Raw genomic sequence first — 25,909 nt, 5'->3', positions numbered from 1 at the left:
CCGCAGACACGACGCGCCGTCGCTACGCGACGGGAGGGCCAGCCGCGCTCCGCGCGGCTGGCCGGCCAACTCCGTTGGCCGCAGGCCTGATCGCTCCGCGATCTGACCTGACGGAATCCGCTCCGCGGATTCCTGAATTCGGCGGCTGGGCGGGGTGGTTGGACGGGCTGCTGTCGGGTTCTGTTTCTCGGGATGCTTACGTCATCTGGTCGGCGAAGGGGGTGTCCCCGGCCGTCGTCCACTGGAAGGCCGGGGCTTCTGCCCTGCCGGCTTCGGGTTGAACTGTGCGCCCTATGGAAGCAAAAAACTATGGAATCTCCGAGACTTGGCCGGGCTCCTCTGTGGAGAGTTCGCGGTCTGTCGTAATCCAATCGTCCTTGACGATACTCATCATCAACTGGCTCCTTTCCTCGGTCAGTTGATGCAGATTTTGCTTGGTGCGCACCTTTCGGAGCCATGGGCCGATCAGCTGTGTGGGAGGGGGTGGCGGTCGGTGGGCCGGTGACGGGGTGTATATCGATCTGAGGTCGAAGCCGTCCATGGACTGCCCGAACAACCGCTCCCCATCCCTGGCTGTGGTGGACGAGGCGCATGGTACGGCTGGTGATCTTGGCCGTCCGTGGGCGGCGATCCACGGCAACGCCCGCATCCCCGCGGACTTCCGTCTCTACCTCACGGCAACGCCCCGGATCCTGGCGGCGCCGCGGCCTCAGAAGGGCAAGGACGGGCAGGAGCTGGAGATCGCGAGCATGGCCTCCGATCCGGCAGGCCCCTACGGCGAGTGGGTCTTCGAGCTGGGGCTCTCGGAGAGCATCGAGCGGGGCGTCCTCGCGGGCTTCGAGATCGACGTGATCGAGATCCGCGACCCCGAGCCGGTTCTCGTTGTGTCCGAGGAAGCGCTGCGCGGCCGGCGCCTCGCACTGCTCCAAGCCGCGCTGCTGGAGCACGCCGCGGCACACAACCTCCGCACTGTCCTGACGTTCCACCAGCGGGTCGAGGAGGCCCGAGCCTTCGCCGAGAAGCTCCCCGAGACCGCCGCCGAGCTCTACGCCACCGAAGCATCCGACCGGTTCCTCAAACGACGCCGCCAAACTGCCGGCATCCTCGATCAAGGCAAAGCGCTACGAACCGGATCCCTACCGGCACGTCCCACCCGACCGCGTCTGGTCGAACTGGCTCTACGGCGACCACCTCGTCTCCGAGCGACGCGAAGTCCTCCGCCAGTTCGCCAACGGCATCGACGCCGATGACCGCCGGGTGCACCGGGCATTCCTCGCCTCCGTACGCATCCTGGGGGAAGGCATCGACATCATCGGCGAACGCGGCATCGAGGCCGTCTGCTTCGCCTACACTCGCGGGTCGAGATCGTCCAGAACATCGGACGTGCGTTCCGGCCCATCAGGACGGGACGACGAAGGTCGCCAGGATCATCGTGCCAGTGTTCCTGGAGCCTGGTAAGGACCCCACTGATATGGTCGCCTCCGCCTCGTTTGCACCCCTCGTAGCCCTGTTCCAGGGGCTCCGCGCTCACGACGAGCGCCTGGTCGAGCAGCTCGCCTCCCGCGCCCTGACACGGAGCAGCAGGGAACGGCCCGTACATGTGAAGCGGGACGCGGACGGGCGGATCATCCGGGCCGAGGGTGAGGGTGAGGACGTCGAGCAGGAGGACGGGACCGAGGCCGTGGTCGAGTCCGCGCTACTGCACTTCTCCACGCTGCGTGAGGCGGCGACGATCGCGGCGTTCCTGCGGATGCGGGTGTTCCGGCCGGAGAGTTTGGTATGGCTGGACGGGTATCAGGCCCTGCGACGGTGGCGGGAGGAACACGAGATCACCAGGCTGTTCGCGGTGCCGTACGACACCGAGACCGAGGTCGGGGTGGTGCGGTTCCCTCTCGGCCGGTGGATCAACCAACAACGGCGGGCGCAGCGGGCCGGTGAACTCGACACCCACCGCAAGGAACTCCTCGACGGGGACGGGATGGTGTGGGAGCCGGGCGATGAGGCGTGGGAGACGAAGCTCGCCGCGTTGCGGTCCTTCCACCGGGCCCACGGGCACCTGGCCCCCCGGCAGGACGCAGTGTGGGTCGAAGCCGACGACGACCTGGTGGCGATCGGGCAGCTCATGGCCAACCTCCGTCGGAAGGACGGTCTGGGCAAAGACCCGGACCGCGCCACGGCACGCGCCGAGCAGCTGGCCGCCATCGATGAGGACTGGAACTGCCCGTGGCCGCTGGACTGGCAACGGCACTACCGGGTCCTCGCCAACCTCGCCGACACCGAGGCCGGCGGAACCTTCCCCGACCGTGTTCTACCGCGTTCATCCCGACGACAACGAGACTCCCGCGCTCAGCGCAGAGCATGCGTGGTCCGCGCCCTGGGGCAGCACCCGCAGCACGGACGGCAGTCAGTACGAGTGCCACTCCTGTGGGGGCACTGGTGAGGGACGAGATCGACCCGTGCGACGACGCAGCGCAGCAGTTGGCCGCAGCCAGGAACCGAACTGCTGCAGCGCACGTCTCCCGCACCATGATCTCAAGCGAGCGCCAAGAGCACGGGATTTCCACCAAGTTGGTCTCGCCGTCCGCAGTGAGTGTGGATCCGTCGAAGACCAACGACTACAACAGCTTCGCCGAGGCGTACACGGCCGCAAACGAAACCAACCTGGTCAATGCCTACTACGAGCGGCCCGCGATGCTGGCCCTCGCTGGAGACGTGGCCGGCCGGCGGATCCTCGATGCCGGCTGCGGCTCGGGGGCCCTGTTTGCCGCGCTGCGCGACCGTGGCGCCATGGTGAGTGGCTTCGACACGAGCGCCGGGATGCTGGAGCTGGCTCGGCAGCGGCTCGGCGACGGTGCGGACCTCCAGGTGGCGGACCTGGGCAGCCCGCTTCCTTACGCTGATGACACGTTCGACGATGTAGCGGCGTCCCTGGTGCTGCACTACCTGGAGGACTGGGGGCCGGCGCTGGCCGAGCTGCGCCGCGTACTCAGGCCCGGCGGTCGGCTGATCGTGTCTGTCGACCATCCGTTTGCCATCAACCTCATACACCGCGAGGCCGGTCGCGAGGCCGAGTGCAACTACTTCGACACCACCAACTGGACCGTAGAGTGGACCGTGGGCGGCCAGACCGCCCTGGTGAGCAGATGGAACAGGCCGCTGTACGCGATGATCGAGGCTTTCATCGGGGCCGGTTTCCGGATCACGGTCATCAGCGAGCCGGATCCTGATCCCGCCGCTCGCGAGATGTTCCCCGAGGCCATCGCGGCCATGCCGCGCTTCCTGTGCTTCCTGTTCTTCGTCCTGCAGGCCGAGTAGCAACCAGAACGACCTGACCGCTGGGACGCGGTCAGCTGTTCTCGTCGTCGGCCGCTTTCTCGTCGGTGCTCTCGGGTCACGCAGCGGGCGCAGCCCGTCCGTCGGCGGGCGGTGAAGGCGTAGCGGCCGAGGAAGTCCAACGCGACTTCCAACGAGAGCTGACCTACGACGGGCTCCGGGCCGCCGAAGCCAAGGACAAGAAGGGCGGGCACCGCCCAGCCGTCCCCGCCGACAAGACCGACACCGTCCGCACCGCGTACCTGGAGGGCCGATCCGTCGCCGCCCTCGCCCTGCAGCACGGCAGTCCGCCTCACCGGTGTTCCGCAACCGAGTCCTCGACACCGCCGTCCTCAGCGACCAGGTTGTCCAGCCGGGACCGAGTCGCCGCCGAGAGCCGATCCACGGTGGCCGCGCAGAACCGTTCGTGGAAGGTAGTGACCGCCGAACCGACCAGGCGGGCGATGCGTCCCGGTGTCGGCGGCTCAGCGACCTGCCGGATCCTTGCCTCGGGCCGCGACTCGTACAGCGCGACCGCATCCGCCGTGAACTGCGGCGGACAGTTCATCACGACCACGAGATGTCCGTTCCCAGATCCTCAGGATCCAGTGTCTCGTGTGTCCATGATTCGAGCTCAAGGCCGTGCCCGGTTCTGCCAGCCCTGCCCTACGACCGAGTGCCCAGCAGTACAGGAACGTCGAGCCGGCCATTGAGCATGAGGGAGGGGAAGTGCTGGAGGGCGGCGGCGGGTACGGCGATACGGATGCCCGGGAATCGTTCGAACAGTGCAGGCAGCGCTGTGGTGGCTTCGAGCCGGGCCAGCGGCGCACCGATGCACACATGAGGTCCGTGACCGAAGCCGGTGTGTCCGCCTTGCGGGCGTCGGGTGATGTCGAAGGTGGACGCCTCAGGACCGTAGCGTTCAGGGTCGCGGCCCATGGCCAGATAGTTGACCAGCAGAGGGTCTCCGCGCCGCACATCCGCGTCGCCGATCCGCACAGTCTGCGTGGCGTAGCGAGCGAAGAAAGAGGCGAGGGGAGCGTCGTAGCGCAGGATTTCCTCGACAGCACCAGCCCACAGTGCCGGATCTCCCGTCGCACGGCGCAGTTGCTCGGGGTGGGCGAGCAGCGCACGAAGACCATTGACCAAGACGTGCACGGTGGTTTCGTGGCCCGCCCCGATCACCACCAGGAGGGTGCCGATCAACTCCTCGTCGGAGTAGGGCTCGTCGACGCAAGCGGCCAGCAAGCCGCTGACGAGATCATCCCCGGCCTCCATCCGGCGACGAGTAATCAACTCGGTGATGAGCTCACGGATTCCCCGGACAGCGGCACTTTTCCGCTCGGCGGTCACGGCTTCATTGAAGAAGTCCTCGAACAGCACGCGCAACGTCTCATGCCAGCCCTCTGGGATCCCCAATAATGCGCCAATGACCTTCATCGGAACCTGGAACGCGAAAAGGGTGCGGTAGTCTACGATCCCTCCGTCGCTGGCTGCGGATGCCTCGGCAAGTCGGTCCAGTTGCTCCTCGACGATGGCGCTCACCCGGCCACGCAGAGCCTCCACTCGTGTCGGCGTGAGTGTCCGGGCGAGCGGGGCCCTCAGTCGGCGATGCTCCATGCCGTCCACGGTGATCATGCTACGTGGCGTGTCCACGACGGCCCGCAAAGGCCAATCCGCCGGGACCTCTCCACGCTGCCAGGCGTGCCATACAGCGATGTCCTTCACGAAACGAGAGTCGACCAGCAGTGCCCGCCCCAACGCGTCGGACGTCACCACCCAGGCAGCCAAGCCGCCTGGGAGCTCGACAGGGACAAGCGGTCCGAAGTGCCGGAGACGAGCCGCTTGACGGTGCAGATCACCGTCGGAGGGGGCGATCCGGAGAGCGGGGCGGGACAAGGCCAGATCCACGGGCGGTACTCCGTTTACCTAGAGGGGCAGGAAGGGGTAGGCCCCTGCTGTTTCCTCGCACCAGCATGAGGGAAATCGCACTCACGACGAAAGTGTCTCGGCTGAACTGCCGAGGCCAGCCTCAAAAGGATCAGTGAACCCTCGGGCGACAGAGTTCGGCACGTCGTGCTCCGCTGAAGTTCATCTCGCTGCCGGAGAACACCGCTCTGCCGAAGTCCACCGCGCCATCGAAAAACACCGCTACGCCGAAGTCCACCGCGCCTCCGGCATACGCTGCGCCGATGAAATTCACCTCGCCGCCAGAGAACGCCGCTCCGCCGAAGTTCCCCGTGGCTCCGGAAAACGCCGCGCCGCTGAAGTCCAGGCGGTGACCGGTCATCGGTCACCCGTCAGCGATCAGAAGCTGTCCCGTTTCCAGAGTGCTGGAGCTGGAACGGAGCCGCGGAACGGTAGCTCAGATGGTGTCCCGAGATCAGGGCGTCCCGGCACCTCTGGATTTGGGCATCGTTCCGATGGGGCGTGCACGCAGACGCCCGCACTACGCCGCAGGCTGATACCCCGGCTGATGAACCGGGGCACCCAGGGCGACTCCCCCGGCCTGTCGGCTGCTCCTGCCGTCGCCAGGCCGGGTCAGGACGCGGGGGTTGGCGGCCGTTCCAGCTTCCCCGGACCGGGAGCAGCGTTGCGTGCCGCTCGGCCTTCCAGCTCGCGGAGGGCCTGTCCGGGGCGCGGGAGGTCGAGTCCTGCCCACCATCGGCGTCCGTCCGGTGTGGTCTCGACGCCGACGTCACGGGGGCCGAGGGCGGCGAGGGAGCGCATGTGCTCGGTGTCCCGGAGCACCTGGTCGTCGTCGCCCGGGGGCATGTCCTGCCGGTGGCTCAGGGCCAGGATCAGTACCTGGTTGCGTGTCTCGTCGTCCGCCAGGTGCAGTGAGATGCGTCGTCCGCCGTCCTGCGCCGCCGAGCGGAACAGGAGCTCGACCACCCTCTGGGGGTGGTCGTCCTTCGGCCGGTAGCCCCACCGGTGCAGTGCGTCCACGACCTGCCGTCCGGCACGGGTGGCAGCGGCCGGACTTGGAGCGAAGGCCCAGTTGCGCGCGCTGCGGCCCCGAATCGTGACGGGAGGAGAGGACGGTGCGGCGGTCTCCGGCGGCGGTGGTCCCAACGGCCGTTTCGGAGGTGGCGGGGTTTTCGGAGGATAGTCGGGGCGGTGTGGTGCCACAGCGGCCTCCTGGCTGGTCTACAGGGCCCCATCGTAGGGCGAAGGAAGCCGGACGGGGTATCGGTCGGACGAACCACCGGCCTGGGCCTGGCGGAGGAGCAGAACGGGGCCGGGCAGTTTGCTGGGCGGGCTCGGGGTCGACTGGGTGTGACACCGGACATGGCGCGTCGTTGAACCGGTCGAACGGCACTGCGCAGAGAGACTCCGGGCGTCATCGCCCGGGTCTCGTGCTGTCAGCGCATTGCGGCCGGGGCCGCATCAGAGCCCCCAGGTGTTCGGTGCCCGGGATCTTGTGTTCGGATCAGGCACTTCCCGGGCCGCTCCGGACGTTGCGCGAAGGAGAACACCCGCACCGACCGGAGGAACCACCCCCATGCAGAACAGGGCCGAGCCCGCAGTCGCCCGGAGCGACTGGTACGTACGGGCCCTGCCCGCCCCCGATCGGCGCTGACACACTCGATACCGCTGCGGCTGTACGCCACTGAACCAGGGCTTCTGCATTGCTGTTGGGGTTCAACCTGCCACCCTTGGCTCTGTTCACGTCGCAGAGCAGCAGCGTTTGTCGAGCAGTTCGGGAGGCGGTGGCTGCGCAGGATGTTCACGGCTTCGGGCAGCGGCTCGGTGGCGACGCACAAGACGCCGTCTGCTGCTCGTCCGGGGCTCGGGACAAAAGCCCTGGCTACGGGCGTAGGTGGCAGCAGGCGTCGCGCCGTGCCCGGGTGCCGGCGGGTGCCTCCCGCAGTCGTTGTCCGTTGACAATCAAGTCAGCCGCTCGGTCGACGAACCCAGCCGAGTGACGGATCGCTTCCCATCCTCAAGGGTGGGAAGGACCCTTCAAGCCCAGCGGATTCCCCTTCGGGTGCCAGTCCGCCTCGGACCAGTCGTACTCCACGAACTCGTCAGGAACCTGCCCGCAGGGGGCGTAGACGCTGATGAACAGCGTCGTGGTCGAGTCGTTCCACCGCACGTCGACCTGGTCGCCGCTTTCCGGGTTCTCGAGTCGGAAGCCCAGTTCGCGGAGAGTCGCGGTTGCACGGTCGCCTTTGTGGGCGAGCTTCCAGCCCTTCCGCACCAGCAGCCGGCGCACGCGCTGCTGCGCGTCGCGGGCGGTGGCTTCGGGGACCTCGGGCACGCTCCAATCAAGACCGAAGCTGCGGACGTCGCTTCGTGCTTCGTCAATGTGGGCGATGCTCCTCAGCCCACGGTAGTAACAGGCGCCGGTATCGACCCTGCCCGAGTCCGGGGCGTACTTTTCGGGCAGCGCGAAGCCGTCATACACCTGGTCGGACCGAGCCTTGAGCCGTTGCGCGACCGCGTCGGGGTCGGCTGTAGGGTACGGCGCGCCGTTCCATACGGCGTTCCCCGCCACCACGGCAGCGACGAGCAGCGCCACCATCACGGACCCTGTGACGGTATACAGGACGGAACGCCCGGAGAACCGGGCTCTACATGCAGGACTCTTGGACATGCAGGTGACGGTAGGCGTCGGCATGGTGCGACGCATGAGTAGCGATACCCAGGTGAGTTCCGGAGCAGCAGGCTTCTACGGGCTAGATGCCGCTCACGGCCAGCCTCGCATCGCGCCGGGTCATACGGCAGGCGGTCCGACACCACCCAAGCCGCAGCTGGGCCGGACGGATTGGACAGTCATTTCCAGTCCACGCAGGTCAGAGAATCGGGTCCGACTATCTTTCGTGTCAAAGGGCAGAACAACTGCTGTCGTGAGTCAGGTTCTGGCTCAACTTCTGTGATGCGGAGGAGGAGCGTCTCCTCCAGAAGCCCGCTCCACTTGCCTGACCTGAGAGAAGCCGGGCACAGCATCGTCCTGAAACCAGCGTGTCGGCTGACAGCACAGAAGTTGAGCCAGAACCTGTCTAGGGACAGCGTTTGTCCGAACGCGACGGGCCCTGCGGACGATCCGTGGTTCGACAGCGGTGGTCATGAGGTTCTCCCGATCCGGCGAGGTACGCGGGCACACATAGCCGGGCGGCCACTATCGCTTCACCATTCAACTGAACGATGAAGCACCGGTGATCGCCGGGTGGGTGTATCACAGGGACATCGTCCCTCACCATCCGAACACGCGGCTCAATCGCGGCCTTGTGACCCTGCCATCTAACGAAACGCTACAATCTCTCATGTTAGTTATAGGTTGTAACTTAGGTCACGCGACCAATGGGCAATGAGTTCCGTGACAACCTCCAACCAAACCCGGAAGGGCTATCCGCGACAGCACGAAAGGCGGGCAAGCGGCAGGCCGCCACACGAACCAACCGGGCCCACAGACCCCCGCCCGGGCGCCCGGGACATTGCGGACCGGGCGCACGACCGGGGCCCGCACCCCGCTTCGGCACCAGCGTCGAGCGGTACGACCACCCACCCGGGGACTCCCCGGCACGGCACACCCACCTGACCAGCCTCCCTGTGGAACCAGTACGACGCGCGGCGGGGCATCATTCCTCGAATTGGTCTAGTCCTCATTTGGTTCAGACCATTGACATGCCGATGACCCGGGGGCTATCCCGTAGGGCAACACCTGTGCTTCATACATCAGTTGACGCCTTCTCACCTCTTGGATGGCCATGAGACGTATGCGTTCCCTTCGCACCGCCCTCACGGCGGCGGCCTCCGCCGTGGCAGCCCTGGCCCTGACCGCGGTCTCGGGTGCCCCTGCCCAGGCCGCGGCTCCGCTTCCCGCCCATGTCTTCGCCCCCTACTTCGAGTCGTGGACCGGCGAGAGCCCCGCCGCTCTCAGCGCCCAGTCCGGTGCGAAGCATCTGACGATGGCCTTCCTCCAGACCGCGACGGCGGGCTCCTGCACCGCCTACTGGAACGGAGACACATCGCTGCCGGTCGCCGCGGCCTCCTTCGGCACCGACATCAGGACGATCCAGGGGCGCGGCGGGGATGTCATCCCGTCCTTCGGCGGCTACACGGCGGACACCACAGGAACCGAGATCGCCGACAGCTGTTCGGACGTCGACCAGATCGCCGCCGTCTACCAGAAGGTCGTCACGACCTATGACATCCCCCGCCTCGACATGGATATCGAGGTCGACGCGCTGGACAACACCGCCGGAATCGACCGGCGCAACAAGGCGATCAAGAGGGTCCAGGACTGGGCCACCGCGGCCGGACGCACGCTGGAGATCTCGTACACCCTGCCGACCACGACCCGGGGCCTGGCTCCCAGCGGTCTCGCCGTGCTCAAGAACGCCGTGGCCAACGGCGCCCGCGTGGATGTCGTCAACCTGATGACGTTCGACTACTACGACAACGCCGCCCACGACATGGCGCAGGACACCAAGACCGCCGCCCAGGGGCTGTACGACCAGCTCGCCAAGCTCTACCCGGGCAGGACCCCGGCCCAGCTGTGGGGCATGATCGGCGTCACCGAGATGCCCGGTGTCGACGACTTCGGGCCTGCCGAGACCTTCACCCTCGCCAACGCCCGGCAGGTCTACGACTGGGCGGTCTCCAAGGGGATCAACATGATCTCTTTCTGGGCCCTCCAGCGCGACAACGGCGGCTGCCCCGGCGGCGGGGCCGCCGACAACTGCTCCGGCATCGAACAGAACACCTGGGACTTCTCCCGCATCTTCGCGCCCTTCACCAGCGGCAGCACCGCGCCGAGCGACGACTTCTCCCTGGCGGCCACCCCTTCCGCCGCGACGGTCACCGCCGGCGGCTCTGCGAGCACCACGGTGCGGACCGCGGTGACCGCGGGTGCCGCCCAGACCGTGAACCTCACGGTCAGCGGTGCGCCCGCCGGAGTCACCGCCTCTCTCAGCCCCACCTCGGTGACGGCGGGAGGGACCTCGACGCTCACGCTCACGACCACTTCGGCGACCGTCAATGGCACTTACCAGATCGTGGTCGGCGGCGCGAGTCCCGCCGCCGCGCACTCGGCGACGTACAGCCTGACCGTCACCGGCGGCAACGGCAACCAGTGCACGGCGGCCCCCTGGTCCTCGGGCACGGTCTACACCGGTTCGCAACAGGTGTCGTACAAGGGCCACAACTGGAGGGCGAAGTGGTGGACGACGGGCGAGGAGCCCGGCACCACCGGCGAGTGGGGCGTATGGCAGGACCTCGGCGCCTGCTGAGCCCTGCAGCCTCACCTTCACCGAGTGCCCGGCCGCGATGACCGCGGCCGGGCACTCGGCCGGGGACGGCTCGTCGTCCTCGGCCCCACGGTCTCCCAGAACGGGTGCGTCGACACCGTGGTGGAGAGCTCCAGCAGCCTCGCCCGGTAGTCGGCGATCCGCTGCGCCTGCTCACGAAGTGGGCCCGTGCGACCTTGTCGGATCCTGACCTTCTGTGGGATCTCCCGGTCACGGCTCGGCAGCTTGACAGGAGTTGGCCGGCCCGTGGCGGGCGCGACGGGAATCGGCGCTGCGTGAACGCCACGGAGGCGACCGGCGTCGGCTGGGCGGGGCCGGACACAATTACGAACTGGTGCTGGATTCCTTGGGCTTGTTTCTTCAACCTCTGCCCGTGGTCAGACTCTTGGCTGGCCACGGGTTTTCGTGTTCGCAAGTCAGCTGGACGACGTCCGCGTGATCATGTGCTTCGGCCGCAGGGCACGATGACGACCTGAGGACGAGTGCGCAGTGCCGGCCGCGCCGGGAGGCGTTCGTCGCAAAACCGGTGGTGACGGCGATCCGGCTGGAGGTCGGGGGCCGCGGCCCCCGTGAGCCCGGGCAGGACATTTTGCAGCAGGCCCGGAGTCCGGGCACGCGTCTACGCCGACATCCGCCGCCCGGCACCGACCGGTCAACAACCGCGGAAGAGCCACCATCGTGAGCAACCAGAAGAAAACCCACCCCCGGGCACTCACCGGCGCTCACTGCGGCACCCGGGCAACGGTGAGCGCCGTGGCTGGCCGATCCGATGCCACCACCGGGCTACAGCCAGCACACGTGACCACCGTCACCAGGCGCCCGTGGCTGCGATCATGAGGGCTCATCAGCCTCCTGACCAGCGGCTGGAGGATTATCCTGAGTAAACATGACATACGAGACCGGTCTCTCCTGGCTTTCGGAGCAGTGTGGGGAAATGGCCGACCTGCTTCCCGCGGAACTTGACTGCCTCGTCGAGCGGGGGCCGGTATCCGCCATGGTCCTGATCGCCGAGCGGTCGGTGTCGGAACTGGATGGTTCGGCGGCACTGCAATTGGGACGCGACGTGCGGCGTCTGCTGGATTCCGTGCTGCCCGAGGAGACGATGCGGACGGCCTGGGTCGGCTCCACAGACCACGTGTTCGACCCGTGCAAGGAGAACGTCGCTCCTCGGGCCTGGCTGAAGAGGATCGAAGCTGCCTGGCTCTCCGCCGAGTTCCGGCGTGCTCCCGGGTTCGTTCCGCCTGCTGCCGATCCGGTGACGGACGACGCACTGCGCGCCGCCGTGCTCCGGGCGATGGGCTGGGTCGCCGCTGATCTGACCCTGGCGGACGAGGTGGGGCAGCAGTTCAACTCCTTGCCGCAGACAGGACTGGTGCCTGCGCTGGAACAGGTGGTCGTCCACGTCTGCGCCGACCTCGGCTACCGGCTGTTCCTGCGAGCCATGAAGGCGTACTACGTGGCGGTCGACGCGAGCAGCCTCGACGCGTTCGTGGCGCTCGGCAAACGGTTCGGATACCCGGACCCGCTCGTAGAGGAAGGCCTCAACCAGCGCTGAGCAGTTTTCGGGCGGGGCGGGAGAACCAGGTGCCCGCGTCGCCCGGGCCAGTGCACGTACCACCATTGCGGCGTCCCCCGCGGGGGACGCCCCAGATCTTCGTTTACCAGTTGGCAGCACGGCGAATGCGGCAGCCGTGGCCCGGTCGATGTCGTGCTCCTGGCCGGACACACCCCGCCGCCCCGGGCCCATCAGAGATCCAGAACCTCTAATTACTAACGAATTAGAGGTGTCGTTTCGCGGGGAGGGCTTGCCCACGGGGGCTGACCTGGGCAAACGATCGGCCGCCGGTTTGGGGGGTTCACATCTTCGGTCACACCCCCGGTCCCCCGCTGAAAGCAACCATCCAGGCAACCGTTCAGCCCCCTTCCGGTGCAACCCTCCCGGCCGCCGCCGCAGGCCCGGGAAGGCAGGGCGTGGGCCAGGCCGGCTCCCACCTCCAGGCGGCCCACCGCTGCGCGTGCGCGAATACGCCGGAGCGCTCGGCGAGCATCGCAAGGACCTGGGCGCGGGCGGCGTCCACGGCCTGGTGCTCGGTGTCGGAGACGATGCCGAGGCGCCGCACGTGCGCGTACTCGTCCTCGTCCTTCCACGCCCACCGGGTGAGGTCGGGGTCGATGAGCAGATCCACGGTGAGATCGAAGGTGTCGAACCCGCCCTCGGTGCGGCGGGTGGGGTGCTCGAAGTTGACGTACCAGTTCCTCAGCCCGGCCGCGGTGTAGAAGGCGTTGATGCTGAACCACGCCATCGGTGGCTTCCACAGCAGCAGCTCCGTCTCCTGCCACACCGCGGGCGCGAGCTCCCACTCCCCCGTCGCCATCGCGTCGAACGCCTCGGTGCGCACCGTGCGGTCGCCGTCGGCGCGGGCCTTGGCGTACAGGGCCGGCCACAGCGCCTGAGCACCAGGCGCGCAGGCGGTCACCAGCGCCTCGCCGGTATCGGCAATTACGCGCAGCGCCTGCTCGCTCCACACCTGCCCGGAGCGGTGCACGTCGCGCCGAACAACCGTCTCCCCTGTCTTGAAGAACTCCACCGGGTGCCTCCTTCTCAGTCCCACGTCCGGCGCAGTGCGAGCAGCCCGCCGCTGCCTTCCGGCCTCTTGCCGCGGCGGGCCGATGAGGTGACCACCTCTACCCCCTGCGCGCGTCCTCGCCCCTCTCACTCCGCGGGGACAAGAAAATGGGCAGGCTGCGTCCGGGTTTCAGTCCCTGTTTGGCGTCGGCCCGGGAGGCTCCCGGGACGAGGCCGTCATGCCGCCCGCCCGGGGAGTCCCGGCACCCGCACCCGTTCGTCGAACAGGCCGCCCCGCGCGATGCGGCACGACGCGGTTCTCTGCCCGCCGGGCGGGGCCTCCGGGCGCGATGGGAAAATCTGCCCGCAGCCCCGCCGCAAAGGCCGCCCGGGCGGAAATGCCCGGGGTACGCCCGGGTGTGCCGGTGGAGCCGGGGCCGTGGGGGCTGCGGGCGGGCCGCTGCCGGTGGCTACGGCTTCGAGGTACCGCGGCGGTATTCGGCGTTGATCCGCTGGGCTTCTTCGAGCTGGTCCTCGAGGATGACGATGCGGCAGGCGGATTCGATCGGGGTGCCCTGGTCGACGAGTTCCCGGGCGCGGGCGGCGATGCGCAGCTGGTAGCGGGAGTAGCGGCGGTGGCCGCCCGCGGAGCGGAGTGGGGTGATGAGGCGGGCTTCGCCGATGGCGCGGAGGAAGCCCTGGGTGGTGCCGAGTATTTCGGCGGCCCGGCCCATGGTGTAGGCGGGGTAGTCGTCGTCGTCGAGACGGCCGAACGAGTCGTCTGCTGTCACTTGCACCTCTCATGGAACACGCTGGAGGGGCCCGGGTGCCATGTGGCACCCGGGCCCCGAAGGAACTGCTACACCATCTGCCGGCCCTGCTGTCGCGCCGGCCTTCTTGTTCCGCACCGGCTCACGGGGGATGAGAGCGTGTGCGGGGATCGCGGTTGCTTGACCGGAGACCACCTCACTGTCGATGTCCTGCGGTACCCGGGCTCAAGACGTCCGCCCGGGCGATCCTGATGGCGGTCAACTCCTCCGTTCTTCCCTCTGGGACCAATCACTTACCTACTGCTGGTACTGCTCTGTTGCGTACTGCTGGTGATGCTGTCCTGCGTACCGCTCGGTGGCCTGTGACAGCGCCACTCTTCGGCAGCCAGCCCCGTCGCCCGTCCTGCGTCTTCTCCGGCTTGGAACCCCACTGCCGAACCTCCCGGTGCGCACGCCCGCAGCCGACGCCTTCACCGAGGAACCGCTCACTTGCTTCACTGCTGGGTACCGCGAACCGCACTTGCGGGTAATGCGCTTGCTGAACTGCGGTACTGCTCACGGCGGCCCCTGACTACTGCGGGCCACCCGGTCCGGCCGTCAGTCCCGTCACCGTCCTGCAACCACCCTGGCTCCGGAACTCCACCACCGCACCGCCCTGCACACTGCCACTACGGGTACTGCTGCCCGGCAGTTCATCTCTGCCGGGCCCTGCTCGATCTCGGCTACGAGAGAAACCATAACCACAACACCACCCAATGTCTACTCCAGCCACCATAGATTTCAGTGTGTGCAGCGGTAAGGCAATCGACCTCGAACGAAGATGGAAGGCGGGAGCAAACCGGGTTAGCGAGCCGCGGGCCGGGCACAAGCCCCGGACAGGCAGGACCGGACATCGACGATCCAGAGACCGGGGTGACCTGATGGACACGATGAGCATCAACGCCGAAACCGTCCGCTCCGCGACATCCGTCGCCCGCGCACGCGAGAACACCCGGGACTTCCTCGAGGACCTCGCACAGCCGATCGGAGCCGAGGCTGCCGACACCGTGGTCCTGGTCGTCTCGGAACTCGTCACCAACGCCCTGCGCCACGGCGGCGGCACCTGCACCCTGAACCTGACCGCACACCCCGACAGCATCGAAGTGGCCGTGCACGACTCCAGCCCACACGCCCCGCGCATGCGCACCCCCGACCGGACCGGCGGCACCGGAGGATTCGGCTGGCACATGGTCAACCACCTCGCCCGCACCACCACCGTCACCCGCCAGCCAGTCGGCGGCAAAACCGTCAGCGCCCTCCTCCCCCGCTAGCACCAGAGCACCCGGGCCGCGGGCGGTGTTCCCACATGAGGGGTATGTGCGCCGCCGACCCGACACCACCGCCCGACGCGGCAGCCAGTCGGCCCGGCCTGGCCGAGCACCCGCCCCGCCGCCGTGCGCTGAGGACCCTCTCGGTACGCGGTGAGGGTCCGACCGGCGCTGCCGGTCGGACCCTCACTGTTGCTTGGTGGCGGTTACGCCTGCCCGTCGGTCAGACGGCGGCGGGGACGGCGGCGGGGACGGGGGCGGGGGCGCCGAGCATCGCGGAAGCCTGCTGGAACGGGCTGAGGGCCCGCCCAGGTGCGGCGGTACGGAGAGTGCTGGGGCAGGTGAAGCCGAGTCGGCTCATGGCGCGGAGGATTTCGCCGGCGCTGAAATCGCGGCGGTCCTGGCGCGTGAGGACCTGCCCGACCTGCTTGGCAGGGTAGGTACGGCGGCCGATGATCACGGACTCGCCGATGACCTGTTCGGGCTTGACGCCCTTCATGGATTCCAGGACGCCGTTCCTGGTGAGGTCGAACGGGAAGCGGGCGATGACACAGCGCATGATGCCTCACAGGGAGAAGAAGAGGGGGTTCTGCCGCGGTGAGGCGGTTCAGCGAGCAAGGGCGAGGACGCCCAGGGCACTGCCCTGCTCGTCGACGACCGGCAGGACACCGAGCCGGCGGCCGCGCATCGCGTGCTGAGCATCGGCGGCCGTGGTCACGGGTGAGGTGAACGGCCCGCGATTGTCGAGCATGTCACGCAGCTGAACCCTGTCCGTGTATGCGGCGCTGTCACGGGCGGTGGTGAGCTGGGCCTGGGTGACCAGTCCAGTGCACAGACCGTCGTCGTCGCAGACGAGCAGGTGCCCGGTGCGGGCACTGGCCATGACGGACAGGGCCACCTCGATGGTCATGTCGTCGCAGACCTGCGGTCCGGCCGTGTCCATGGCGTCGGCCACCGTCCTGTACGCGAAGGTGGCGCTCTCCGAGCGGGGTTGCATCTGAACCAGCGTCAAAATGTGCCTCCTGCAGAGATGGGTCAGTTTCCTGATCACGAAGGTTCTAGGCCGCCGCGTCGAAGGAGGACTGCCGCACGATCGTGCGCCGGGCAGCGGAAGCGGGGCTGCGCCGGCCGCGGGAGGCCGCGCTGCGGCTGCGCTGACGCCGCTCGGTCACCGGCGCGGTGATCGTCACGGGAATGCCGGAGGGGGTCTGTGCGCCGGTGATCCGGCTGAGTGCCTCTTCCCCGGAGCGGACCGGGGTGGTCTGGGGAACGATGCCGGCGGCGGCCATGAGGCGGGTCATGTCGCGACGCTGGTTGGGGGTGACCAGGGTGACGACGCTGCCGGACTCGCCTGCCCGCGCGGTGCGGCCGCCGCGATGGAGGTAGTCCTTGTGGTCGGTGGGCGGGTCGACATTGACGACGAGGTCGAGGTTGTCGACGTGGATGCCGCGCGCCGCGACGTTCGTCGCGACGAGCACGGTGACGTGCCCGGTCTTGAACTGGGCCAGGGTCCGCGTGCGCTGCGGCTGCGACTTCCCGCCGTGCAGGGCGGCTGCCCGCACCCCGCTGTTCAGGAGATCCTGGGTGAGCCGGTCGACGGCGTGCTTGGTGTCCAGGAACATGATCACCCGGCCCTCGCGCGCCGCGATCTGTGTCGTCGTCCGGTGCTTGTCGGTGCCGTGGACGTGCAGGACGTGGTGCTCCATCGTGGTGACCGCCCCTGCGGACGGGTCGACGGAGTGGACCACCGGGTCGGTGAGGTAGCGGCGGACCAGGAGATCGACGTTGCGGTCGAGGGTTGCGGAGAACAGCATCCGCTGGCCCTCGGGACGTACCTGGTCCAGGAGCGCGGTGACCTGGGGCATGAAGCCCATGTCGGCCATCTGGTCGGCCTCGTCGAGCACGGTGATCGCGACCTGGTTCAGCCGGCAGTCACCCCGGTCGATGAGGTCCTTGAGGCGGCCCGGCGTCGCGACGACGACTTCGGCACCACGTCGCAGTGAACTGACCTGCCTGCCGATCGGCATTCCCCCGACGACAGTGGCCAGGCGCAGCCTCACCGAGCGGGCGTAGGGGGTGAGAGCGTCGGTCACCTGCTGGGCCAGTTCACGCGTCGGCACAAGGATGAGGGCGAGCGGCTGGCCGGGCTCGGCACGCTGCCCGGCGGTGCGGGCCAGCAGGGCCAGGCCGAAGGCGAGGGTCTTGCCGGAGCCGGTGCGCCCCCGGCCGAGGACGTCGCGGCCCGCGAGGGTGTTGGGCAGGGTCGCGCCCTGGATCGGGAACGGGACGCTCATGCCTTGCGCGGTGAGCGAGGCCAGCAGCTGCTCGGGCATGTCGAGGGCGGCGAACGCCTCGACGGCGGGCAGCGCGGGAGTGATCGTCTTCGGCAGGGCGAACTCGCCCGAGGCCGTCGCGGGCCGCCGCCCGTGGCTGCCCCGGCGGTTCGGCGCTCCGGAACGGCTCGGGGCGGGCGAGCCGAATCGGCTGCCCCGGTACGAACCGGCGCCGGAGCCGGAAGTAGGACCGCCGGTACGGCTGCGGGTGCGGGAGGAGCGGTCGTTCGTACGTGTGGGGTTCATTCAGAACCTTCCTTGATACGGCACGTATCAAGGAATTCCCGCAGCGGAAGAACAGCGCGGGGAATCACAAGAACGGGCCGAAAAGAATGCGAAAGTAAAATCTCGCCTGCGGCGAACCCTGCGGGGTACAGGCGGCGAAATAGGCGATGTCATGCGGACGTGAAATCCAGGACATCGACGGGATGCAGCTCCGAAAGAGCGAGCACCCTTGGAAAGGATTCTGCGGGCGGCGAATATCCCGCAGGTGACACCAATACGGGAAATGCCCGCAGCTGGGGCCCGCACCCCGAGGGATGCGGGCCCCAGCTACGAAGTACGCGTCAGCGTCAGGCGGGAACGATGTTCTCGGCCGTCGGGCCCTTCTGGCCCGACGCGATGTCGAAGGTGACCTTCTGGCCTTCGATCAGCTCACGGAAGCCCTGGGCGGCGATGTTCGAGAAGTGGGCGAACACGTCAGCGCCGTCACCGTCCTGCTCGATGAAGCCGAAACCCTTGGCCGCGTTGAACCACTTCACAGTGCCTGACGCCATGTCATATCTCCTTTGGGGCAGTACGCCGGAACCCGCAATCCACGGACACCGGGTCGCCGCGATGATGCCCCGCCCGGAAAATGACCGGAAATACAAAACGCTTCCCGCGGGCTGAAAACACCGGCAGGGGCGTTGAAGTTTTTTGGGAACCACAACTGCAACTGAGATCGACAGTAGCATGCGGTAGCGGCCTGTGTACGGTCAATAATTCCACTCTGCTCGTTGCCGTAAACACACTGCCAGCGCGGCACATTAAACCCTCATCCGGCGGTCATAGATATTAATCCACCCCGGGCGCAGCGTTCCAGAGGGAGCGGTCGCCGTTTTGCAGCTCGGCAGCACAACTATTTCGGTGGCGCCGTTCTGCCGGACGACGGCCCCACCAACCCATAGACCAGTCCCGACACAGATCAGGGCCGCGCAGCACTGCTTCTGCGCGGCCCTGATCACGTGTGCCCAAATCCCGCCAGACGTGTACGGCGCCCGGCGGGCACGCCAGGACGCGATGAGCATCGACGTCGCACCCGTCCGCTCCGCGACATCCGTCGCCGACGCACTGCCAGGGCGCACGGAACATCCTCGAAGGACTCGCACGGCCGATCGCAGTCAAGGCTGGCGGGTCCGCCCCGGCGACCGCTCCCCCTGAGGCATCCGAGGAGACCGCCGTAGGCGGAGGCCCGGACGCAGACGTGCTCGAACACGGACTCAGCTGGCGGACTGGCGGGTCAGTCCAGGTCGGTGATGCCGGTGGCGGCGCGGGGCCGGTTGCGGGCCCACTCCTTGAGGTCGCCGACGCGGTAGAGGAGTTCGGCGCCGCGCTTGTCGGCCGAGCCGGGGAAGGCCGGGTCGTTTGGTGCGGGCGAAGCGCAGCGCGGCCAGGGTGATGCCGGGCAGGTGGTGTTCGGCGGCCTGACACAGACCCACCGCCTGGTCGTTGGCCGGGGCCGGGACCGCCGGCGGCGGCGTCGCCGTAGAGCTGCCCGCAGGGGCGCCCGGGTCGGCGGCCGGGACCGGGGTGGGGCTCCAGGCGTCGGCGAGGAAGTCGGCGGGCAGCTTCTGCAGCTGCACCGCACCGGGCTGGCCGGCGGTTTCGGCCTGCTTCCCGGCGGTGGCCCACTGGCGGGCTTCGGCTTCGGTGAAGAAGAGGACCTGCGCCTCGCTGGTGCTGCCGCCGATGACGGCCTGGGCACGGCCGGGGTGCTTGGTGGACTTCGGCGCCGGGTGGACCTCCGGGGCGAGCATCCTCCAGGCGTTGACGCTGTAGCGGGCCAGGATGCGGGTGGCGAACTGCTCGCGGACCTCCGAGGGCGCGGGCGGTCGCGGACTGGGCGACGAGGAGGACGTGCATGCGCAGCTGGCGGCCCATGTAGAGGATCTCGTTGACCGCGTCGACAGCCGGGGAGACCTTCGGATCGCCGGACTCGCGGACCTGCTCCCAGTAGCGGGCCAGCTGCTTCATCGTCGCGTTGACCTCATCGAGGAGGATCAACAGGCGGGGGCCGAAGCCCAGGACCTGGGTCGTCCACACCGCCTATCCGGAGTAAACATGACATGCGAGACCGGTCTCTCCTGGCTTTCGGAGCAGTGTTGCGCATCTCTAGGAGGGCGCGCCCGCTCGCTCAATCTTCGTTGGCACCACTTCGCGATCATCAACCTTCGATGTCATTGATCAAGGTTCCATGTCACGGGACAACAACGTAGGGAAGGTTGAGCGCTTCTCAGCGAAGATTGAGCGTTGGCCGGCACCGCTACTTCATGAGCTAGTCGGTACTACAGCCCATGCGTCGATCTCGACCCGGAATGCAGGGTGTACCAGTCCGGCGACCTGAACAAGCGAGCAGGCCGGGGGATGCCCAGGGTTCTGGTGCTCGTCCCGTACCCGGCGGAACGCTGGAAGGTCCTGCAGATCGGTCAGGTAGACGGTCAATTTGACCACGTGTTCGAGGGCCGAACCCGCAGCCTCAAGGGCCGTGGTCAGGTTCGCGTATACCTGACGCACCTGCGCCTCCGCATCGCCTTCACCCACCAGCTGGCCTTCGCCATCCACCGGGACCTGTCCTGAGACCGCTACGACAGCTCCCGTGAACACCACCGCGTGGCTATAGCCGTTCACGGGCGGAGCTTCCTCGGGTCGAACAAAATGCTGCATCATCACGTCTCCAGTCAGCCAGTAGCAGGCCACCACGATCAAGGACCGTCCCGGGCTCGGTCAAACTTCGATGAGAGTCACTCAACCTTCACTGCGACGGGGCAGTGACGGCTGCCCAGGGCGCGTTCACCCATGTCCTCTGACACTCAGCCGAGGCGTTTGGCATCGAACCCAGTCGTTCCGGCTTCTTTGACTGGGAACCGAGTCGTGCGGGATGAGCAGCGAGGCGCTCATGTTCACGGCCAGCGTCGGCGAAGCGGCCACGGCCGCCCAGGGACACCTTGGTCATCGGCGCCCGGCCCCGCACCTTGACGGCGGGCGATCTGGAGGTAGCACCCTTGAATTCAGGCTGAGTCCGGTGTGGACCGTGGCACGAGAAGTTCCTGCAGTGCGGGCCCGACCCGCTGGACGATTGACTCCATGTCTTCGCCGGTGAGCAGGGGCACCTGTACCACCCGGCGTCCGACGAGGATGCCGATCAGCATGGACGCGGCCAGGGCGACCCGGACCGCGGTGTCATGGTCGTCGTGCGCACGCCGACGAACGTCTTCCGTCAGGCGCGACTCGATGAACTCCCGTAGCTGCAGGGCCGCTTGCTCATGCACGATCGCCCCGCGGAGCATCGCGAGCAGGGCCTCCGCGTCCTTCGACCGGTCCTCCCACACACCCAAGTGCGCTCGGGCGACCCGTTCGCCCAGCGAGTCCTCGGCACCCTCGAAGGCACCGGCGAGCCGTGCGAGCGCACCGGGTGAGAGGGACATCACCGCCGCGAAGAGTTCGTCCTTCGACCGGAAGTACTGCATCACCAGCGCGGCGTCGACGTCGGCGTCCGCGGCGACCTTGCGGATGGTCGTGGCATGGAAGCCGTCTGCGGCGAAGCGGGCGCGCGCGGCGTCCAGGACCGCCTCACGGGTGGCGTTCTGCCCCGGCCTGCGCCCACGCGGTGGGCGGGAGATCGGCGACGTGGGTTGTTCGGGCATGCGATCACCCTAGCGGCCCTCCGAAAATATCAACGACGGTTGATTTAATTCGATTGCAGTCCTACGCTCGCCGGCGGCGGATTATCCGACCCGGCCGTCCGAAGTGAGCCGACTGCGCGTTGGCGAGAGGAGCCCCGTCATGAGCGATACCGAGAAGGTCTTCGTGCCGTCGTATCCCTATGAGGCGGGGCCCGCCCGGGGCGTGCTGAGCCCCTTCGAACCCGGCACCCGCACTCTGACCGCCGGGTTCCAGGTCGCGCCGGGGTTCCTGCCGCTGCCGGTCGAGATCGTGTTCGAGAAGGACGTCGCCGTGACGCTGCGCGACGGTGTCACGATCTACACCGACGTCCTGCGCCCGGCGGTCGTCGAGCCGGTTCCGGTCCTCGTGGCGTGGAGCCCGTACGGCAAGAGCGGCGGCACCGCCCCCACGACCACCTCGCTCTTCGACATGATCGGCGTGGACAACAGCGCCCTGTCCGGTCTCGGGAAGTTCGAGGGGCCTGACCCAGCGTTCTGGTGCGCGAACGGGTACGCGATCTGCAATCCCGACCCCCGGGGCGTGGCGAACTCCGGTGGTGACAGCTACCTGTGGGACCGACAGGAGGGCCGTGACTGCCACGACCTCATCGAGTGGCTCGCCGAGCAGGAGTGGTGCAACGGCAAAGTCGGCATGAGCGGCACGTCCTACCTCGCGGTGTCCCAGTGGTTCACCGCGGCGGAGCAGCCGCCGCACCTTGCCGCGATCAACCCATGGGAAGGAATCAGCGACGTCTACCGGGATCTCGTCCTGCGCGGCGGCATGCCCGACCTCGGCTTCACGAAGCAACTGCAGCGCAACTTCGCCGGCGCCGGCCGCCGCGAGGACGTCGCCGCCGAAGCCGAGCAGCGCCCGCTCTTCGGCGCTCTGTGGCAGGAGAAGGTACCCCGCTTCGACAGGATCACCGTCCCGGCGTACATCGTCGCGAGCTACTCCAACACCCTGCACACCCAAGGCACCTTCCGGGCCTGGCGGCGCATCACGTCGCAGGACAAGTGGCTGCGCATTCACAGCACCCAGGAATGGCCGGACTACTACGACGAGGCGCACCGCGACGACCTGCGCCGGTTCTTCGACCACTACCTCAGGGGAGAGGACAACGGGTGGGAACAGACCCCCCGGGTGCGCTACGCCACGCTCGACCTCCATGGCGTGGACCGCGTCGAACAGCCTGCGGGGGCCTTCCCGCCCGCCGATGTGGAGAACACGAAGCTCTACCTGGATGCCTCCTCACGCACTCTGCGGAGGGAAGCACCGGCCTCCGAAGGCAGCGTGCGGTACGCAGCCCAGGCGCTCCCGGGCGGTGTCTCCTTCCTCGCCCGGTTCGACGAGGAAACAGAGCTCGTCGGTTACCCGAAAGCCCACCTGTGGGTGGAGGCGGAGGGCGCGGACGACATGGATCTGTTCGTCCTCGTGCAGAAGCTCGATGCAAACGGGACAGCGCTGCAGCAGTTCACCGTCCCCCACCGGAGCGCCTTCCTGCAGGACGTCACCGAGCAGAGCGCCTCGGTGCTCCGCTACAAGGGCTCCAACGGGCGGCTGCGCGTGTCCACCCGTCACCTCGACAGCGACCTCAGCACCGACGAGATCCCCGCGCATACCTTCGACCGGGTCGAGAAGCTCGCAGCAGGCGACGTGGCGGAGATCCAGATCGATCTCTCCCCCGTCGGCCTGGTGTTCCACCCCGGCGAGCAACTGCGCCTGGTGATCAGCGCGCACAACCTGCTCGGCGCGATCATGCCCGGCGTCCCGTTCCACGAGCCGCGGAACACGGGAGTCCACCTCGTGCACACCGGCGGGGCCCGCGCCTCGTACCTGCAGCTCCCGCTCAAGACCGCATGACAGCCCGCCGGTCCCGTGGCGGCATTGCTGATAGGACCGGCGGCTTCCCATCCCGCCGCGGACACCCGCGTGCAGCACCTGCCCTCCGGCGCGCTCTGCGCGACCGGCTTCGCGCATGCGGCCACCGATGGCCGAAGGCAAAGAAGACGGAAAACGATGACTCTCACAGGCGTCCTGGCCGGGCCGATCGCCGGCCTGAAGTACGAGACCCCCACCCGTCGCGGACTCACCAACGAGCGCGGCGAGTTCCACTACGAGGAAGGTGAGCGGGTCGCTTTCCTTCTCGGCAACACCGCGATCGGGAACGTCCCCGCGGCGCCCCGGCTGCATCTCGCGCTGATAGTCGCCCGTGTCGACGGCGACCTCACCAAGCTGAAGGACCCGGGCGTGACGAACATCGCCCGCCTGGTGTTCACGCTCGGCCGCGGCGGCACCCGGGACAACGGGACCGATATCGCACCCGAGGTCCACGACATCATCGGCGACCGGACGATCGACTTCCGCCACGACGCCAACTTCGCGGGCACCCGCATGGCCGACAAGATCCAGGGCTTCACCGAGGACAGCGTCGTCGCCAGGCTTCTCGCCGACCTCGACCGGACCGGCGTCTTCACCGAGGCGACGCCGCGGCAGTTGTGCACTCCTGCCAACGCGCGAAACGAGCTGCGCCGCAACGCGATGGGCATCCTCCGCTTCCGCGAGGTGAAGATCCCTCTGCAGAACGGCTCGCACGTGTTCGCCGACGTCTTCCGTCCGGCGGAGCCCGGAAACTACCCGGTCATCGTGAGCTGCGGCCCGTACGGAAAAGCCTTCCACCACCACTCCGTCTGCAGTGAGGCCGACCTGGAAAGGCACGAGCAGATGGAAGAGGACTACTTCCTCGGCAACGCGGAGGGCCAGCAGTTCGAGAACCACGAGACCGTCAATACCGCCACGTGGGTACCCGACGGGTACGCCGTCGTCCGCGTCGACATGCCCGGCGCAGGCAAGAGCCCCGGCCAACTGGCCCCGTGGGGCCTGGCCGGAGCCGAAGCGTTCCGCGACGCGATCGAGTGGGCAGGTGTCCAGCCCTGGTCGAACGGGTCTGTCGGCCTGTGGGGCATGTCGTACCTCGCCGTCAGCCAGCACGCCGCCGCGAGCCTGCAGCCCGCACACCTCAAGGCGATGATCGCCATCGGCACCGACGTCGACCTGTACGAGGAGGTCGCCTACAACGGCGGCATCTACAACGAGCACTTCTTCCCGACCTGGAAGCAGGCCGGATTCGTGCCCGCGATCTGCGGCGAACCCGACATCGCCGACTTCACCCGCATCATGAAGGAGAGCCCCTTCAAAGACTCCGACCCCGACCTCATCTTCGGGCCGCGCGCCGAAATGTTCATGAGCCCGGACATGAGCGAGGTCACCGTTCCCCTGTGGTCCGTGGCCGCCACCACGCATCTCGCCCACTTCCACCAACTCGGCAGCAGCGAGGCGTACCTCGCCACACCGACCCCGCACAAGAAGCTCGACTTCTGGGAGGACTGGTTCCAGAAGTCCTACGCGGCCGACACCGTCACCCGGCACAAGGCGTTCTTCGACCACTGGCTCAAGGGCATCGACAACGGAATCATGGACACCCCGCCGGTACGCCTGGAGATCCGCACCGGCAACGGGGCCTCCTACATCCAGGAGGAGTACGAATGGCCGATCGCCAGGACGAAATACACCAAGTGGCACTTCGACGCGAGCCCGTCCGACTGGTCCGGAGACTCCGCGCGAACCGACTTCCTGCGGCTCTCGTCGTCGGAGCCGGCCGCTGAGCGGGAGGCAGGCTACTCGGCCGACGTCGAGTCGACAGACCCCCGTACAACCGGCATCTCCTTCGTCAGCGAGCCCTTGGCCGAGGACGCGGTCATCGCCGGATACGGCAAAGCCGTGCTGTGGGTGTCCTCCACGAGCGAAGACATGGACATCTACGTCTCGGTGCGCGTCATCGACGAACAGGACCGAGAAGTCGACTTCCTCGGCATCACCACCATGAACTACCCCGCCCGCATCGCCCCGATGATCAAGGGGTGGCTCAAGGCGTCGCACCGCAAACTCGACACCGCCCGCACCACCCCGTACACGCCCAAGCACACCCACCTCAAGGGCGACCACGCACCTCTTCGCGACGGTGAGGTGGTCCCGGTCGAGATCGAGCTCATCCCCAACACCGGACTGATCCGGACGGGCCAGCGCCTGCGCATCGACATCCAGCCGTACGACGGCGTCGCCCACGGCGTGCCCCACGCCTACGGCGCCGCTTACCACGCGGGCGCGACCAACACCGTGCACACCGGGCCGGACCGCATCAGCTACGTGCAGCTCCCGATCGTGCCTCACCGCCCGACGCCGTAGCCGTCACGCAGCACCATGGCCGACCCCGGCCGCGTCCTCCGCTGCCGGGGCAGCAACACGCAAGACACGGCTTCGCCACCGTACCGGCCCGTTGCGACGCGGCCGCAAGATGCTTTGCGGCGGTCGCGCGTTGACATCCAACTCAGCCGCCGCAGATCAGCACGCCGCACACGATGTCCGTTGTCATCCAAGTGAGTCG

General features: G+C 67.9%; 21 protein-coding genes and 1 pseudogene. 8 read left to right on the top strand and 14 right to left on the bottom strand.

All coding sequences use genetic code 11. The annotated features are described in order from the left end of the window. Nucleotides 1–539 precede the first annotated feature (539 nt). Both OG413_RS43480 and OG413_RS43475 read left to right on the top strand, forming a co-directional pair. A pseudogene (locus tag OG413_RS43480) lies at nucleotides 540–2,275 on the top strand (Helicase associated domain protein); the annotation flags it as partial. Nucleotides 2,276–2,526: 251 nt separating this feature from the next. Next, the gene (locus OG413_RS43475; protein WP_266815536.1) at nucleotides 2,527–3,315 is read left to right on the top strand and encodes a class I SAM-dependent methyltransferase; all 789 of its coding nucleotides are present in this window, start codon (nucleotides 2,527–2,529) and stop codon (nucleotides 3,313–3,315) included. 310 nt (nucleotides 3,316–3,625) lie between these two features. Here OG413_RS43475 and OG413_RS43465 read toward each other — a convergent pair whose 3' ends face one another. From OG413_RS43465 to OG413_RS43445, 5 genes are all read right to left on the bottom strand, one after another. Then, nucleotides 3,626–3,880, bottom strand: coding sequence for a hypothetical protein (locus OG413_RS43465; protein WP_266815540.1), 255 nt, complete (start codon nucleotides 3,878–3,880; stop codon nucleotides 3,626–3,628). Nucleotides 3,881–3,978: 98 nt separating this feature from the next. Then, the gene (locus OG413_RS43460; RefSeq protein ID WP_266815494.1) at nucleotides 3,979–4,950 is read right to left on the bottom strand and encodes a cytochrome P450; all 972 of its coding nucleotides are present in this window, start codon (nucleotides 4,948–4,950) and stop codon (nucleotides 3,979–3,981) included. A 403-nt stretch (nucleotides 4,951–5,353) separates the two neighbouring features. After that, a complete protein-coding gene (locus OG413_RS43455) occupies nucleotides 5,354–5,602 on the bottom strand; it encodes a hypothetical protein (protein WP_266815492.1) in 249 nt (82 codons plus the stop codon). 251 nt (nucleotides 5,603–5,853) lie between these two features. Continuing rightward, nucleotides 5,854–6,261 carry a hypothetical protein gene (locus OG413_RS43450; protein ID WP_266815490.1) on the bottom strand — a complete coding sequence of 136 codons (408 nt, stop codon included), beginning with the start codon at nucleotides 6,259–6,261 and terminating at the stop codon, nucleotides 5,854–5,856. A gap of 997 nt (nucleotides 6,262–7,258) precedes the next feature. Continuing rightward, complete coding sequence (locus OG413_RS43445; RefSeq protein ID WP_266815488.1) at nucleotides 7,259–7,840, bottom strand: hypothetical protein; 582 nt, start codon at nucleotides 7,838–7,840, stop codon at nucleotides 7,259–7,261. Nucleotides 7,841–9,026: 1,186 nt separating this feature from the next. Here OG413_RS43445 and OG413_RS43440 point away from each other — a divergent pair. The 3 genes from OG413_RS43440 to OG413_RS43430 all read left to right on the top strand — a co-directional run bounded on the left by OG413_RS43440 (nucleotide 9,027) and on the right by OG413_RS43430 (nucleotide 12,123). After that, a complete protein-coding gene (locus tag OG413_RS43440; RefSeq protein WP_266815486.1) occupies nucleotides 9,027–10,550 on the top strand; it encodes a chitinase in 1,524 nt (507 codons plus the stop codon). Between the two features lie 24 nt (nucleotides 10,551–10,574). Continuing rightward, entirely contained in the window at nucleotides 10,575–10,700 is a 126-nt protein-coding gene (locus tag OG413_RS43435) for a hypothetical protein (protein ID WP_266815484.1), read from the top strand. Between the two features lie 754 nt (nucleotides 10,701–11,454). After that, on the top strand, nucleotides 11,455–12,123 hold the full coding sequence (locus OG413_RS43430) for a hypothetical protein (protein WP_266815482.1): 669 nt from the start codon (nucleotides 11,455–11,457) through the stop codon (nucleotides 12,121–12,123). 358 nt (nucleotides 12,124–12,481) lie between these two features. Here OG413_RS43430 and OG413_RS43425 read toward each other — a convergent pair whose 3' ends face one another. Continuing rightward, complete coding sequence (locus tag OG413_RS43425) at nucleotides 12,482–13,156, bottom strand: DUF402 domain-containing protein (RefSeq protein ID WP_266815480.1); 675 nt, start codon at nucleotides 13,154–13,156, stop codon at nucleotides 12,482–12,484. A gap of 448 nt (nucleotides 13,157–13,604) precedes the next feature. Then, nucleotides 13,605–13,925: a MerR family transcriptional regulator gene (locus OG413_RS43420; protein WP_266814172.1), complete on the bottom strand. Its 321-nt coding sequence runs from the start codon at nucleotides 13,923–13,925 to the stop codon at nucleotides 13,605–13,607. Nucleotides 13,926–14,824: 899 nt separating this feature from the next. On the opposite strand from OG413_RS43420, the gene OG413_RS43415 reads away from it, so the two are divergent. Beyond that, nucleotides 14,825–15,214: an ATP-binding protein gene (locus OG413_RS43415; protein WP_266815478.1), complete on the top strand. Its 390-nt coding sequence runs from the start codon at nucleotides 14,825–14,827 to the stop codon at nucleotides 15,212–15,214. Nucleotides 15,215–15,434: 220 nt separating this feature from the next. Here OG413_RS43415 and OG413_RS43410 read toward each other — a convergent pair whose 3' ends face one another. The 7 genes from OG413_RS43410 to OG413_RS43380 all read right to left on the bottom strand — a co-directional run bounded on the left by OG413_RS43410 (nucleotide 15,435) and on the right by OG413_RS43380 (nucleotide 21,449). Next, entirely contained in the window at nucleotides 15,435–15,770 is a 336-nt protein-coding gene (locus OG413_RS43410) for an SCO5918 family protein (RefSeq protein WP_266815476.1), read from the bottom strand. A 48-nt stretch (nucleotides 15,771–15,818) separates the two neighbouring features. After that, nucleotides 15,819–16,223 (bottom strand): CBS domain-containing protein, encoded by a 405-nt coding sequence (locus OG413_RS43405; protein ID WP_266815474.1) that lies wholly within the window; start codon nucleotides 16,221–16,223, stop codon nucleotides 15,819–15,821. A gap of 46 nt (nucleotides 16,224–16,269) precedes the next feature. After that, nucleotides 16,270–17,790 carry a DEAD/DEAH box helicase gene (locus OG413_RS43400; RefSeq protein ID WP_266815472.1) on the bottom strand — a complete coding sequence of 507 codons (1,521 nt, stop codon included), beginning with the start codon at nucleotides 17,788–17,790 and terminating at the stop codon, nucleotides 16,270–16,272. A gap of 326 nt (nucleotides 17,791–18,116) precedes the next feature. Further along, nucleotides 18,117–18,320: a cold-shock protein gene (locus OG413_RS43395; RefSeq protein ID WP_073722997.1), complete on the bottom strand. Its 204-nt coding sequence runs from the start codon at nucleotides 18,318–18,320 to the stop codon at nucleotides 18,117–18,119. A 705-nt stretch (nucleotides 18,321–19,025) separates the two neighbouring features. Then, entirely contained in the window at nucleotides 19,026–19,562 is a 537-nt protein-coding gene (locus OG413_RS43390; RefSeq protein WP_266815468.1) for a hypothetical protein, read from the bottom strand. Nucleotides 19,563–20,073: 511 nt separating this feature from the next. After that, entirely contained in the window at nucleotides 20,074–20,472 is a 399-nt protein-coding gene (locus tag OG413_RS43385; RefSeq protein WP_266815535.1) for a RidA family protein, read from the bottom strand. 341 nt (nucleotides 20,473–20,813) lie between these two features. Continuing rightward, nucleotides 20,814–21,449 carry a TetR family transcriptional regulator gene (locus OG413_RS43380; RefSeq protein WP_266815466.1) on the bottom strand — a complete coding sequence of 212 codons (636 nt, stop codon included), beginning with the start codon at nucleotides 21,447–21,449 and terminating at the stop codon, nucleotides 20,814–20,816. 139 nt (nucleotides 21,450–21,588) lie between these two features. Between OG413_RS43380 and OG413_RS43375 the strand changes: the two genes are divergently transcribed. Beyond that, nucleotides 21,589–23,328: a CocE/NonD family hydrolase gene (locus tag OG413_RS43375; protein WP_266815464.1), complete on the top strand. Its 1,740-nt coding sequence runs from the start codon at nucleotides 21,589–21,591 to the stop codon at nucleotides 23,326–23,328. 156 nt (nucleotides 23,329–23,484) lie between these two features. Further along, nucleotides 23,485–25,710: a CocE/NonD family hydrolase gene (locus OG413_RS43370; RefSeq protein WP_266815462.1), complete on the top strand. Its 2,226-nt coding sequence runs from the start codon at nucleotides 23,485–23,487 to the stop codon at nucleotides 25,708–25,710. Nucleotides 25,711–25,909: the final 199 nt, after the last annotated feature.

This window comes from Streptomyces sp. NBC_01433 (assembly GCF_026340105.1).
GTDB lineage: Bacteria > Actinomycetota > Actinomycetes > Streptomycetales > Streptomycetaceae > Streptomyces.
This window is presented reverse-complemented; position numbering and strand designations above follow the sequence as displayed.